This is a genomic window from Chryseobacterium sp. MEBOG06, assembly GCF_021869765.1.
Taxonomy (GTDB): domain Bacteria; phylum Bacteroidota; class Bacteroidia; order Flavobacteriales; family Weeksellaceae; genus Chryseobacterium.
In genome coordinates, this window is sequence record NZ_CP084580.1 from 2,030,214 (window position 1) to 2,044,353 (window position 14,140).

General features: G+C 34.7%; 13 protein-coding genes. 8 read left to right on the forward strand and 5 right to left on the reverse strand.

Annotated features, from left to right (window positions below):
* Positions 1-191: 191 nt before the first annotated feature.
* From LF887_RS09325 to LF887_RS09345, 5 genes are all read right to left on the reverse strand, one after another.
* Positions 192-605 carry a hypothetical protein gene (locus LF887_RS09325; RefSeq protein WP_236858855.1) on the reverse strand — a complete coding sequence of 138 codons (414 nt, stop codon included), beginning with the start codon at positions 603-605 and terminating at the stop codon, positions 192-194.
* A 171-nt stretch (positions 606-776) separates the two neighbouring features.
* A complete protein-coding gene (locus LF887_RS09330; protein ID WP_236858856.1) occupies positions 777-1,979 on the reverse strand; it encodes an MFS transporter in 1,203 nt (400 codons plus the stop codon).
* 233 nt (positions 1,980-2,212) lie between these two features.
* Positions 2,213-2,824 (reverse strand): response regulator transcription factor, encoded by a 612-nt coding sequence (locus LF887_RS09335; protein ID WP_236858857.1) that lies wholly within the window; start codon positions 2,822-2,824, stop codon positions 2,213-2,215.
* Between the two features lie 7 nt (positions 2,825-2,831).
* Positions 2,832-5,825 (reverse strand): ATP-binding protein, encoded by a 2,994-nt coding sequence (locus LF887_RS09340; protein ID WP_236858858.1) that lies wholly within the window; start codon positions 5,823-5,825, stop codon positions 2,832-2,834.
* 560 nt (positions 5,826-6,385) lie between these two features.
* Positions 6,386-6,637 carry a hypothetical protein gene (locus tag LF887_RS09345; RefSeq protein ID WP_236858859.1) on the reverse strand — a complete coding sequence of 84 codons (252 nt, stop codon included), beginning with the start codon at positions 6,635-6,637 and terminating at the stop codon, positions 6,386-6,388.
* A 10-nt stretch (positions 6,638-6,647) separates the two neighbouring features.
* Here LF887_RS09345 and LF887_RS09350 point away from each other — a divergent pair, with 10 nt between their 5' ends.
* From LF887_RS09350 to rsgA, 8 genes are all read left to right on the forward strand, one after another.
* Complete coding sequence (locus LF887_RS09350) at positions 6,648-6,857, forward strand: hypothetical protein (RefSeq protein ID WP_236858860.1); 210 nt, start codon at positions 6,648-6,650, stop codon at positions 6,855-6,857.
* A 219-nt stretch (positions 6,858-7,076) separates the two neighbouring features.
* A complete protein-coding gene (locus tag LF887_RS09355; protein WP_236858862.1) occupies positions 7,077-7,430 on the forward strand; it encodes a helix-turn-helix domain-containing protein in 354 nt (117 codons plus the stop codon).
* A gap of 427 nt (positions 7,431-7,857) precedes the next feature.
* Positions 7,858-9,132 carry an aminotransferase class I/II-fold pyridoxal phosphate-dependent enzyme gene (locus LF887_RS09360; protein ID WP_236858864.1) on the forward strand — a complete coding sequence of 425 codons (1,275 nt, stop codon included), beginning with the start codon at positions 7,858-7,860 and terminating at the stop codon, positions 9,130-9,132.
* A complete protein-coding gene (locus LF887_RS09365; protein ID WP_236858866.1) occupies positions 9,125-9,757 on the forward strand; it encodes a TetR/AcrR family transcriptional regulator in 633 nt (210 codons plus the stop codon). Before LF887_RS09360 ends, LF887_RS09365 begins: the two co-directional genes overlap by 8 nt.
* Positions 9,758-9,858: 101 nt before the next feature.
* Positions 9,859-10,944, forward strand: coding sequence for a DNA polymerase III subunit gamma/tau (gene dnaX / locus LF887_RS09370; RefSeq protein ID WP_236858868.1), 1,086 nt, complete (start codon positions 9,859-9,861; stop codon positions 10,942-10,944).
* Positions 10,945-11,012: 68 nt separating this feature from the next.
* The gene (locus LF887_RS09375; protein ID WP_236858871.1) at positions 11,013-11,555 is read left to right on the forward strand and encodes a hypothetical protein; all 543 of its coding nucleotides are present in this window, start codon (positions 11,013-11,015) and stop codon (positions 11,553-11,555) included.
* 396 nt (positions 11,556-11,951) lie between these two features.
* Positions 11,952-13,034 carry a chorismate mutase gene (locus tag LF887_RS09380; protein ID WP_236858873.1) on the forward strand — a complete coding sequence of 361 codons (1,083 nt, stop codon included), beginning with the start codon at positions 11,952-11,954 and terminating at the stop codon, positions 13,032-13,034.
* A gap of 174 nt (positions 13,035-13,208) precedes the next feature.
* The gene (gene rsgA / locus LF887_RS09385; RefSeq protein WP_236858875.1) at positions 13,209-14,135 is read left to right on the forward strand and encodes a ribosome small subunit-dependent GTPase A; all 927 of its coding nucleotides are present in this window, start codon (positions 13,209-13,211) and stop codon (positions 14,133-14,135) included.
* Positions 14,136-14,140: the final 5 nt, after the last annotated feature.

Here is a 14,140-nt window from a genome sequence, read left to right on the forward strand (position 1 = left end):
CTGCCAGCATCCCTGCTTCATAAAAAGATCAGATACTCCCTTCCTTACATTTATATTGTCAGAATTCTTGGTAAAAACAATTGATATTTCATTATTATAAACCGATAATAGGGCTGTGATCTGCTTTTCTATTACAAAAAACCACAGTCTATTTTAGTAAACTGTGGTTTCTCGCAATAAGAATTATTTAACTAGGATTCTGTTTTCAGATAGCCAAAATGCAAGGCTGGCTCTTTTCCGAATAAACAGGAAAAAATATTCTGAAACTCATGAATATATTTGCATCGTATAGCATTACCATATATTTTCAGCCCTTCAAGGATCTTTCTGGAGCTTAGGTCAATATCGTATTTTATAAATGCTTCCGGTCTTTCATACCGGATTCTCTGATCTGAGGTGTATGTTCTTGAAAAACCGAATTTTTCAAGCCATTCCTCGGTTATTTTGATAGGCTTAATAGAATCTGCCGGGACCGAGATACTTTCAATATCATTTTCAATTTTAACAAAATATGCCTGCTTGATACTCTGAAAAATTTCAGTGATCGTATAAATCTGATTTTTGTACTCGACTAAGTTTTTGATTTTAAGATCCGCTACGTTCATAATATTTTGATTTTTAGAGATGATGTGATTCTATAAAGTTAGCAAATACTATGCCCGGCATCTAAATATTGCTCCCAGGTTTGATGAAGCTTAAGTTAAATTTTCAGTATAATTAATTAATAATGTGTTAAAATATAAGCTTATTGTTAATTTTTACTTAAAAAAATATAATTATTGGATTCTTTTTCCTTCTTTAGACGTATTAGCCGTTGCAAGGAAAAGCGCAATGATGACAGCCACTGTAAGAATAGCGATAAATATATTCCATGAGTAGGCATGAAGAAGATATCCGGTACCACTTCCCAGAATACTTGAACCAAAATAATAAAACAGCCAGTAAATAGAAGTTGCAGAGGATTTTCCGCGTTTAGCATAAAGTGCTGTCATCTGGCTGGCCATAGTATGTGCTGAAAAAAATGAAAGAGTAAAAAGGCCAAGTCCAAAAATAAGGAGATAAATATTTTCTGATAAGAGTAATAAAGCTCCCGCCAGCATAAAAAGAATAGAACCTTTTAAAATATCATTCATCCGGAACCTTTTGGAAAGCTTCCCCACAATCATAGTCCCGAATACCCCGAAAATATACATTAAAAATATAAAAGCAATGATAAAGTGGCTTAGAGAAAATGGTTTAGCCTCAAGTCTGAAAGTAAGGTAATTATATACACTCACAAAGGTTCCCATAAGCAGAGCTGCAATGAAATATAAACGAAGCATATATGGATTCGTCAGGAAAAACTTCATTTGCTTAACCTTTAAATGATAGTCTGTTTTCTGTGGATTGAAGAATCTTGATTCAGGAAAAAGTTTCCAGAATACAACACCCAGAATTAAACTTTCAATTCCAATGATCAGAACAGCATTTCGCCATCCCAGCTCTCCCGCAATAAGAGTTGCCAGTATTCTCCCGCTCATTCCGCCAATTGTATTGCCGCTGAGATACATGCTGATAGCCATCGGTACAGCTAAGGAACTTACTTCTTCCGTAAGATAGGCGAGGGCAACGGCTGATACTCCCGATACAACAAAACCTTTCAGTACACCGATTGCAATCAGAATGCTCAGACTGGGAATCCAGGTTGAAATAATCGTAAGCAGAGCAGATGAAACCAAAGAAAATACCATCAGTTTCTTTCTTGAATAACTGTCAGCTTTAAAAGCAAAAAACAATAATCCCAATGCCATTCCAATGGTAGATGATGATACAAGCAATGAAGTATCACCTACAGATACATTAAAATGTTCCGCAGCCATGGGCAGCATCGGCTGAAAAAGATAAAGTTGTGCAAATACGGAGAGCCCGGAAAAGAAAATACAAAGTTTTATATATCGGAAACGTTGGCTTCCCTGATCAGCTTTTTCAGATAAATTCATGTTTTTTTGCAGTTAAAATGCACTGATTTCACAGAAAATTTAATCATACAAAGTTCCAGATTATTTTTCGAATTTAAAAATCATTATTTCAATGATGTTTATTGGTAAAACAGATTAATAGATCTGTTATCATGATAAATAATAGGGTTGACTTTTTCCCAGGGCCGGATGACTGTTTAAATCCGGCCCTGATTTTAATAAAAGAATGAATCGGCGAAAATATAAAGGGCTTACTAATGCATCATCTCGTATACTTTAATGAGCTCCGCGATATTCCCTACATCAAGCTTCTGAAAAATTCTCTTTTTATAAGTACTCACAGTAGACATCTGGATATTGAGTTTATTGGCAATTTCGAGATTTCCGTTGCCATCCGCCAGAAGTTTAAAAATCTCATACTCCCTGGAAGATAGCTTTTCTGCCGGATTGTCCCTTTTATTCTGAATAATAAGTCCGATGAGTTCGGTTGGATAAAAATAGCCTTTCTCAATTACTGTTTTCACCGCATTTTTAATTTCCTCTTCGCTGCTTTGTTTATTCAGGTAGCCTTCAGCTCCTTCTCTGATGTATTGTATAGCAACATCTTTATCATAGCCGGAAAATACAAGAATCTTTATGGTATCCTGAATATCTTTAAGCTCAGAAATCATTTTTTTATATTGAGTTCCGGGCATATCAATATCCAGAATAAGAAGATTGTAATATTGTATTCCCAGCATTTTTTTTACCTGCTCATAGTTTTCTGCAAAGTCTATTTTCAGACCTGGATAGGCAGATTCCAGTACCAGAGCAGTTCCCGCTCTTACTACATAATGATCATCAGCGATTAAGATTCTGTCATTCATATATAAATTAGTTTTTATTGAGTATTATCTCCACAATCGTGCCTTTAGGATCATTTTGCCTGAAATGAATTCCGGCCTTTATTTTTTTGACAAGATGGATGACCATATGCAGACCCAGTCCTTTTCCTTTGAAACTTGGGGTTTCCAGTTTAGGATTGTTGAACAGGTTCACATAATTGATGATCTGATCTGCAGACATTCCTGATCCCGTATCAGTGATGATTATTATGGAGTGTTGGTTATTTTCTTTGATATTCAGGATGATTTCTCCTTCAAGTGTATTTTTTACCGCATTATCCAGGATGTTATGAATAATAGCCGTCAGAATACTTTCATTCACTTTGGAATAAACTGTCGCTCCCGTTGTATTGATAATAACGGTGTTTTTTTCCTTTGCGATTTCGAAGAATAATTTCCTCTTGATTTCCAGAATCCTGTTGATAGGATATTCCTTTTCCTCAAAAATATTTTCCGCTTTATAAAGTTCAGTATATTCCTTTAAGTTCAGTGTAAATTGATAAAGCTGCTCAGAGGACTTGTAAATACTGTCAAAATACTTCTTCTGAAGTTCAACATCATCCGATGCATAAAGCTTCTGAGAAAGCATTGCTATAAATCTTATGGGTGTTGTAATATCATGACTGATAGTTTCTACAAGCTTCTTCTGGTATTCAGTTTCTTTTTGTAATTCGCTTTTTACCACTTCAAGAGTGAGCGATGTTTCCTTAAGTTCTGAGTTTTTATTGTGTACAAGCTGTTTCAGCGCTTTATTTTTGATTCTTAAGAAATTGGTCGTCAGCTGAACGATGATCATAATAATTACCAAAATAATCACTGTGGCAGATACCCTGAACAATAAGGTCTGATAAAAAAGAGGCTCAATGCTGAAACGGACTGTCTTTTCTTCGTACGCCCCATCCGGAGATACAAGCATTCTCACCCTCAGACTATAATTTCCCGGGCTCAGATTACTGATCGTATATTTCAGTTCTCTTCCTGTACTGACCTGCTCCCATTCCGAATTTTCCTGTCCCGATATTTTAGCTTCCAGGTAGAGATTTTCCAGATTAGAAAAATAAGGAATATCAATAAATACATCAGCAGTTTTATAATTGTTCTTTAAATCAATGGAACCATAAAAATGCTGAGTTTCGGCATTCCCGATCTTTATCCGTTCCAGGTATAGATTTTTCTTTTCAGGATAATAAGTTTTGATGCTGTCAGGATTGAAAAATACAAAGCCGTCCATAGAAGGAAATACAAATTCTCCATTTTCCAAAGCATAAGCATTAGGTTCTGAACTGCCATTAAACTCATTAGTCAGAAAGCCATCCTTTTTGGTAAAACGATAGTAGTATACGGGCGTTTTTTTGTCTACAGCATATTTTAATAACTGTTTTTTTGGAACTTTAAATAATCCGTTGTTGGAAGATATCCAATAATAACCCTTTTGGTCTTCAAGGATATAATGCGCAGATTGCAGAGAATTATTCCTGTCATTTGGTATTTTGATCAGTTTATGGTTTTTAAAAAGATAAAAACCGTTTTTGCTGGTCATAACCCAGACCTGATTATCTTTAGTTCTGATGATACTTTTGACCTCAATATTTCTCTGGACAGGAGTAATGATATCAGTTCCCAAAACTATAGAATAAAGGCCGTCACTACTGGCTGCCAGTACTTCATTTTCACTGTATTGAAAAAAAGTGTTGATAAAATTTTTAAAATGATAAGTAAAATCAGGCTGCGCGGCTACATCTTTTCTTGAAATCTGCAGCCGGTAGTTAGAAAGATCTGAAAATGAAGAAGCATACATATTTCCACTTTTCATAAAGATCTCGAATCCTTTTTTCATCACAGAAGAATCTTTTTTCCTGTACCCTGAATCTTTATAAAACCGAAAAACGCCTTTTCTTTTCTGGATCAGAATATTTCCGGAACTGTCATACATCATCAGATAATTATCACTGCTTCCGAACGGATATTGATGCACAATACCATTTTTTCCAAATTCTGTTCCGTCCTCAGTAATAATTGTACTTTTACTGAATGGGAGAGAGGCAAAGTAAATATTGTTCGCAAAGTCGGCCTCCTTTTTAGCTACATAGAAATTCGAAAGACTGAGAATATTAAGCCCGTTATTAAGAGTACCCAGATAAAGTTTGTCAAAATCTTTATCATAAAACATGGAGTAATAAGAATGCCTTCCTATTTCGTCATACTTTACAAGAAGTTTCAATGTAAGCGCACCTCCTTTGTATTCTGCAATATAAATATTATTGTGATTGATAATAAAAGTCTGATTGGTAATCTGCTGCCAATAGATTCTGCTGTCAGGATCATTAAAGAGACTGTGTTTTGCTGAAACAGAAAATTTCCCTTTATATATAGAGTACGTTTTTCTGGATTTCGGGTCATTGACAAAAAGAGTTTCATTGCAAACAAAAGTGCTGCTCAGGTTTTTGTTGGAAAATGGCAGTTTTATTTTGATGTCACTTCCTTTTTCATTTTTATAAATGACGGCATCTCTTTCCGTAAAATAATAGGCCGAATTCTTAAGCTGTATAAAATATTGAATATCATTATAGAAATTAGATGATATACCATTGTTGGATACTCTGTATATAGGGTTATTGCCTTTTAAAAGAATTGTTTTATCGCTGTCGGAAAGTTTGGCTAATGTGGGAAACCTGTTTTTAATGACGATTTTATTTTCCTGAAAACTATTGAGTACAGCTATATTATCAAGAAGCGGATCACCAATGAATTCTCCAAAATGGAGGTTATTTATTTTAAAATTGTTGAAAGTAATGAAGGAGCTGCCATCATATCTTACAAGTCCGTTTTCGGTAGAAATCCAGATAAATCCATATAGGTCTTTAACAATGGCCTTAGCGCTGCTTTGCGGAAGTCCATTGTCTATATTATACCATGTCGAAGTATGGCGTTGTCCATAAATGTTTAAATATAAGCAAGCAAAAAACAATGCCCAAACTCTCATATGTGCAAAACTGATCTATGCTTTCTGCATTAGTGCAAAAAACGGTTAATAATAGTTTGTGTACAAGTCAAAGTCTTTTTAATAGGTAGGAACGATTGAAAATAAATTTTTGTCATTAAGTTTTCTGGTCTTTTGTGTTTTTAGATTGTTTGATTGCGTAAAAATAGTGAAATTATATACATAAATTGATACATCCTAAAGTGTTTTAGCATGAGTTTTTTATATAACCACTGATAATGAACACGATAATAATATTTTGCAGATATCATTATTTCAACATATGGTGATATTTTATTGGAAATTTAATTGACTACTTTTCAATAACCATCAGGAGAAATACATTCTATAATTTTCTGATTTATAGTTTTTTTATTTATAAAAAGAACAAATTCTATAAGTTGTCACAAGATACTTTTAAAGTGCAGGATATTTACTGATCTCATTTTTGTAGTAAAAGTTCGATAAACACGAGGTGTTACTTCTACAGAAAGCCTTTGACAGGGCCAATTAGTATTTATACTTTTGCAAAACGTTTCACACGTACAAATAAGAAGCTTATTTTAAAAAATAATGATTCTAAGAACATAAACGATTTTCCCTTCAACGGCAAAGGAGCTCCTCACGAGATCTTTTGCTTTTTTGTTCTTCCATGGTGAGATCATTTCCTTAATCTCAACATACATAAGTTCAAATAACAGATTCTCTGTCGGTATAGAATTTATCTCTCCATCAGTTGTGCCTATCCTGTCCTTGGTGTATAGGTAGAAATTGACATTCAATACTGTGGCCTCAATTTTGTTGGATAAAAGCATACACAGGATTATGAAAGAAGAAGATTTTACTCATCTGATGGGGAAGACCCGTCAAGAGGTTAAAAAAGAATTGGGTGATGGTTTTAATTTCTTTACAGATGAAACCTGGACCTACGAGTTAAGCAGAACCTGGTTGGGAAGAAATACAATCTTATCTTTAGATTTTAAAGATGATCAGGTCAGCAGGATACATTTGTATAAGACTTTTAACCGGACCTGATAAAAACACAGCCGATCCTATTATATCCATCATATCTCCTACAGAACTCAATCACAGGTTGGCATTTATGCTTTATTCTTAAAACGATCACATACCTTTGCTAAACAAACGTTGGAAGGTTTTCAAAAGCTTTTACCAAACAAGATATTGAATACCCGAAAAGTTCACCCTATTTTTTTTATTCCTAGTGATTAAATTTATTTCATAAGAAAAATACAAATGAAAAGAGGCAAAGAAATTACCCATCAATATTTTACGTTTCTGAATCAGCACATTCAGGATGTTATCTCCGGAACTGTGGCAGAGTTCATGGAGGTAAATGAAATTGCAGGAGAGCTGGCTGTCTCTCATAAACATCTTACGGATACCATAAAAAAAGAAACAGGGCAGCATCCTTGTCATTTTTATGATGAGAACATTATTAAGGAGGCAAAGAAGATGCTTACTGCTTCAGATCTGTCGGTAGCAGAAATTGCCCGTATTTTCACGTATGACCCTTCCAATTTTTCAAAATTCTTTAAAAAAATGACGGGGATTACTCCCGGAGAATTTAGAATTTCAACTAAAATATAAACAGCATCTTTAAATTAGAATTATCTCAAACTTTATTATAAAGCAGAAAGCCGCATTTTTTCATTTTGAAGAGGTAGAATAGAAGAGAGTGCCAACCTTTAATATTTTCTATTGTACGATTGTGAGAAAATAATAAAAAATAACGTTTTATAAATGAGATTGTTGTGATAAATAAACAAGTTTTTATATATTATTTATTTATATTCTTTTATTATTTGTTTTTTTTCATTACATTTAGATAAGAAAAAAACTAAATAATTCAGTAAAACTAATTTCTTTCAATTTATAGATATACGAAGAAGTTTGGTTTCCAGAGATTAAGATAAAAAATATTGTGCCATTAATAATATTTAATCTTTTACTGGAGCTAAGGGCCTTTAAATAACCATATATTTGCGTCTTCAAACCACAACAAACAAGATTAAGGATGAGCATCAATTTCACAACAGCAACATTTAGGGATTTCGAGAATATCCCAGACTTTGATATAGTTAAAAGAGCTGATATTTTTTATGACTTTTTGGATTATATGAAATCCAATGGTCATATGAACTACAGACTGAAGAATAACTCAGGATGTAGTTCTGTAATGAATGTAGATATAGAGAATACACAGAATGATTATGTAAGTTTTGTTTCTAATGATTATCTGGGCTTTACCCAGCATCCAAAAGTGAAACAGGCTGCCATTGATGGAATTCAGAAATACGGAACCGGAGCAGGTGCTTCACCATTGATCGGGGGCCATTTTGTTTTTCATGATGACCTTGAAAAAAAGATTTCATCTTTCTTTGGAAAGAAGCAGGAAGAAGCTGTAATATTTACTACCGGTTATACCGCAAATAGTGCAACCCTTCAGATTCTTATGCAAAAAGAAGATATTGCTATTATAGATATGGCTGTGCATGCCAGCGTACATGAAGGATGTGTATTTACGAATTCAAAAACATTTCCTCATAATAATCTGGATGCTTTGGAACACATTTTGAAGACCTCAGAAGATAAGTTCCGTACAAAATTGGTTATTATTGACGGTATTTATTCACAGGATGGTGATGTTTCACCTCTGAAAGAGATTTACAACCTGGTGAAAAAATATAATGCTTATTTAATGGTAGATGATGCTCATGGAGTGGGAATTTTGGGAGAGACGGGAAGAGGGGCGCTTGAAGAAGCAGGACTGATAGATAAAGTAGATTTTATTACAGGTACATTCAGTAAAACTTTTGGTAATATTGGAGGATATGTAATCTGTGATAAAAAAATGGCGGCTTTTATAAGGTTCCAGTCGCGCCAGCAGATATTTTCTGCTACAGCACCGCCATCTACAATGGGAATTATAAAAGCTATAGAACTAATAGATGAAGAGCCGATGTGGCGTCTGAAACTTTGGGAAAATATAAATTACTTTAAAAAAGGATTAAATGATATAGGATTGGATACAGGAAATACGTGTTCCGCCATCGTTCCGGTAAAAATAGGGGATCCTAATGTGACCGGTGATGTTGGAAAGCTTCTTATACAACACGGAGTCTATACCAACCCGATATTATATCCTGCAGTAGCGAGGAAAGATGCAAGAATCAGAATGGCGGTAATGGCCACTCATGAGAGAAAACATTTGGATAAAACGCTAAATGCATTTGAAGATATCAATAATAAATTGCATATTGCAAAAAAATTTAATAACAACCATGCCTAGGAAAGTTGTACAGGGTCCTATCAGAGATAAGGAGAAGACCAAACAGAAACTGTTGGCCGCAGTTGGTAAAATTTTAAGAGTAAAGGGTTACTCTGGCCTAAAAGTAAGCAAAATTGCAGCAGTAGCTGGTTTTGATAAAAAGTTAATCTACGAGTACTTCGGAAGTACAGATAAGTTGATTGATGAGTATATCAAATCTCAGGATTACTGGAGTAATAATCTTGCAGGCAGTAATGGAGAAATCGATCTTTCGGATGGAGGGAAAGAACTGTCTAAAATTGCTTTAATTAATCAATTTGAAAGCTTGAAAAAGAATAAAGAACTTCAGAAGATTATTCTTTGGGAGCTTTCAGAACACAAACCTATCCTCAGAAAATTGGCGGATGAGCGCGAAGAAATGGGAGATGTAATGTTTAAAAATATTACAGACCCTTATTTTGGAGAAGACAAAGCCAAAAGATTCAGGGCCATCATGGCTTTGCTTATTTCAGGAGCTTACTATCTGAATATTCATACCGCTGCGAACGGAAGTACTTTCTGCGGACTTGATATGAAAAACGAAGAAGGTAGATCGGAAATAGAGAAAGCTATTGTAGAAATAATAGATTTTGCTTATCAGAAGTAAGGTGGATTAAAACATTCCAATTTTAAGCAAAAATTTATTTTTGTTTAAAATTGGAAACCTTTTAATTTTCAAATTAAAACTATATTTCTTATTTTTGACCAATGGAAAATTTTATAGTATCTGCAAGAAAATATCGTCCCCAGGAGTTCAATACGGTGGTAGGACAGTCCCATATTACGGATACTTTAGAACATGCAATTGAAGAAAACCAACTGGCTCAGGCGTTGCTTTTTTGTGGTCCGCGTGGAGTAGGTAAGACTACTTGTGCCAGAATTCTGGCAAGAAAGATCAATGAAAAAGACGGTTCTGTTTCAGAAGACGGTTTTGCGTACAATATCTATGAGCTGGATGCTGCATCCAATAACTCGGTAGATGATATCAGGGAACTGATAGATCAGGTACGTTTTGCACCACAGGTAGGTCAGTATAAAGTATATATCATCGATGAGGTGCATATGTTATCTTCTGCTGCCTTCAACGCTTTCCTTAAGACTCTTGAGGAACCGCCTGCTCATGCTATTTTCATTTTGGCAACCACCGAAAAGCATAAAATTATTCCAACCATTTTATCCCGCTGCCAGATCTATGACTTCAAGAGAATTACGATTGAAGGCATCCAGGAACACTTAAGAACGATTGCCCAAAAAGAAAATATTCAGTACGAAGATGATGCTTTGTATCTGATTGCCCAGAAGGCTGATGGAGCACTTAGAGATGCACTGTCCATTTTTGACAGGCTCTCTACATTTTCTCAAAAAAATATCACCCTGGCGAAAGCTGCAGAGGTTCTAAACATCCTGGATTATGACCAATATCTGAATATTGTAGATCTTGCCAAGGAAAATAAGATTCCTGAAGTTCTTTCCGCTTTTAATGGTATTGTAAAACAAGGTTTTGATCCTCATATTTTCATTGCAGGACTAGGCAATCATTTCAGAGACCTGATGATGGCACAGAATACTTCCACTATGGATCTTATTGAAGTAGGAGAGAAGACAAAATCCAAATTTATAGAACAGGGACAGAAATGGAACCCTCAGCAACTGATAGACGGTATAGAAATTTGCAATCATGCGGATATCAATTATAAGAACTCCAAAAATCCCAGACTTACAGTTGAAATTGCATTAATGCAATTGGCTTCGCTGACTGCCAACTCAGACGTCACTAAAAAAAAAAATTCCTGATACTGGCTCCGTTTCTCAGTGAGAAGCAGGAAGTCAAAATTCTTGAAAAAGCTCCGGAGAAAAAAGAAATGAAGGCAGAACAACCCCTGCCATCTGAAACTCTTGATGAAGCTGTTATTACGAAAACAACAAAACCACTATCCAGACCTGGAATTTCTTCTGGCTTCAGTATCAATTCTTTTATAAACAAAGAAGAAAAAGTAAAGACCGTAGAAGATACTACTGTAAAAACTGAAAACCTTTCTGCACATCATTTTACAGATACAGACCTGCAGATGGAGTGGAAAATAATGCTTAAACAGCTGCAGATAAAAAATAACTTTGTCTTTAATGCAGTAAAAACCTTCAAACTGGTAAAAGCTGAAGAGAATAAAATCAAAGTTTTATTCCCATCTGATTCTGCCAAAGTGGAATTTGATAAAATAAGTGGAGAATTTTTTAATCATTTCAGAAAAAAAGTTCACAACCATATTATTGAGGTAGAATACGTGAGAGACGTTGAAAATCTGAAGATTGAGGTAGTCACCAAAAGAAAAATATTCGAGAAATTCATCGAAAAAAATCCACTTTTAAAAGATCTTGATGATTTAATGAAGTTTGATTTGACATAATTTTTATATATTTGTCAAAGATTTTTGTTCAAAATAAGTTTTTGACAAAAACAAATTGTAACTAGAAACGCTAAAACAAAGACATTTCCAGAGAAAAATGGAAAAATTAGTACATACATACCAGTCTTTTTTTGCACCCGCTAATTTTTTTAGCGGTTATTTTAGCTTTTCTGCTTCTTATTATAGAAATTTTAGAACGTATTACCGATTTTATTGGTATTGCTAATTAAATTTCTTTCCAAAAAATACAGGAGAAGTAGAGCCCTTTTATTTTCCTGATTCCTTTAAACAATTTTGAACGGCATTTTTTGAAAAGAATTATAAAGTAAATTTTATAATCAAAGGGCTATTGCTGTGAACTTCAAAAAAATATAAAAAAACAATAAAATTTAGAATATGAATTTAAAAGATTTAAAAAACGAGTGGATCAATGAGCTTACACAACCTCTAATGATCGCAGGACCATGTAGTGCAGAAAGTGAAGCTCAGATGCTTGAAACAGCTAGAAGGATTAAAGAATCCAATGCTCAGGTATCCGTTTTTCGTGCAGGAATCTGGAAGCCTCGTACTAAACCTAATGGTTTCGAGGGAGTTGGTGTAATTGGTCTGAACTGGCTAAAAAAAGTAAAAGAAGAATACGGATTTAAAACCGCTACCGAAGTTGCTAATGCTCACCATGTATTTGCTGCTTTAGAGGCGGATGTAGATGTTCTTTGGATAGGAGCACGTTCTACAGTAAACCCTTTTACAGTACAGGAAATCGCAATGGCTTTAAGAGGAACAGATAAGCCGGTATTCATTAAAAACCCTGTAAATCCGGACCTTGCATTGTGGATTGGAGCTCTGGAAAGACTTTTAGGACAGGATATTAAAAACTTGGGAGTTATCCACAGAGGATTTTCTACTTACCAAAAAACAAAATACAGAAACAATCCTAACTGGCAGATTGCTCTTGATTTCAAAAGCCAGTTCCCTAATATTCCAATGCTGATAGATCCATCTCACATTTGTGGAAATAGGACAGGATTGGCAGACATTACCCAGGAAGCTCTTAACGTAGGGTACCAGGGGGCAATTATCGAGACACACTGCAATCCTGACGAAGCATGGAGTGATGCTTCTCAGCAGATTACTCCTGAAGTATTGGCAGAGCTTATCAGTAATCTGAAAGTAAGAAGTACTGATCTTGCAGGTTTTGAAGGTGAAATGGGAAGGCACAGAACATTGATTTCTGATCTTGACTTCCAATTGATTGAACTTCTTTCTCAGAGAATGAAGATTTCTGAAAAAATCGGAAAACTTAAAAAGGAAAATGATATTGCGATCTTCCAGCCGGAACGTTGGAAAGTAATTACAGAATACGCAAATCAAAAAGCTAAAGAAACAGGAATGTCTCATGAGTTTATTGAAAAAGTTTTCAAAGCGATTCACGAAGAGTCTATTGAAGTTCAGAATAATATTATGATCGACAAGAAATAGGCATAAGAATTATGATATAGGATAAGAGAATTTGCTCCTGTTCTATTGATTAAGTGCTTAAAAATAATATCAGGGCTTAGGGTATCAGGATCTAGGGGAGAATTAAAATATTTGTTTTACCCTATTTTCTAAACCCTAAGCCCTAATTTCTTATATTTGCATCTAGTATTATCTATGAAAGGAAAAATCATTAAATCTACAGGAAGTTGGTATCAGGTTTTGGAATTGGATACAAACAGAATTTTCGAAGCCAGAATCAGGGGGAAATTTAAATTAATTAAAACTAGGCTTACCAATCCGCTTGCTGTAGGAGATTTTGTTGAGTTTCAACTGGAACAGGATGATATTGCATGGATTACTAAAATAGAACCACGGCATAATTATCTGATCAGAAAATCTGTAAACCTTTCAAAAGAGGCTCATATTATTGCTTCCAATATTGATTTGGCCTGTTTTATTTTTACACTGAAACACCCTGAAACCTCTCTGGGATTTCTGGATAGATTTCTTGCCTGCTGTGAGGCTTATAACATAAAACCGCTGATTCTCTTTAATAAAATCGACGTTCTTCATGAAGAAGAAATTGAAATCGTAAAAGATGTGGAATTTATTTATCAGGAAATAGGGTACAATACACTGGAAATTTCTTCGTATTCTCAATTGAACCTTGATCAGCTTCAGGAGCTTCTTAAAGATAAAACTTCCGTATTCTTCGGCCATTCAGGCTGTGGAAAATCAACATTAGTAAATGCATTGCAACCAGGATTAAACCTGAAAACTTCGGAGATTTCCGATACTCACCTAAAAGGAAAACATACAACAACATTTGCTCAGATGCATTTCTGGCATTTTGGAGGAAATGTTATTGATACTCCTGGTGTTCGTGAATTTGCGATGATCGATATTCAGAAAGAAGAAGTTCAGCATTATTTCCCTGAAATTTTCAAAAAAAGGGAAGAATGCAAATTTCACAATTGCCTCCACGTGAACGAGCCAAAGTGCGCGGTTATTGATGCACTTGAAACTGAAGAAATTCAGCATTCCCGATATGCCACTTACATTAAGCTAATGGACGAAGCAGAAGAAGCTTCTCAGAAATAATCAGA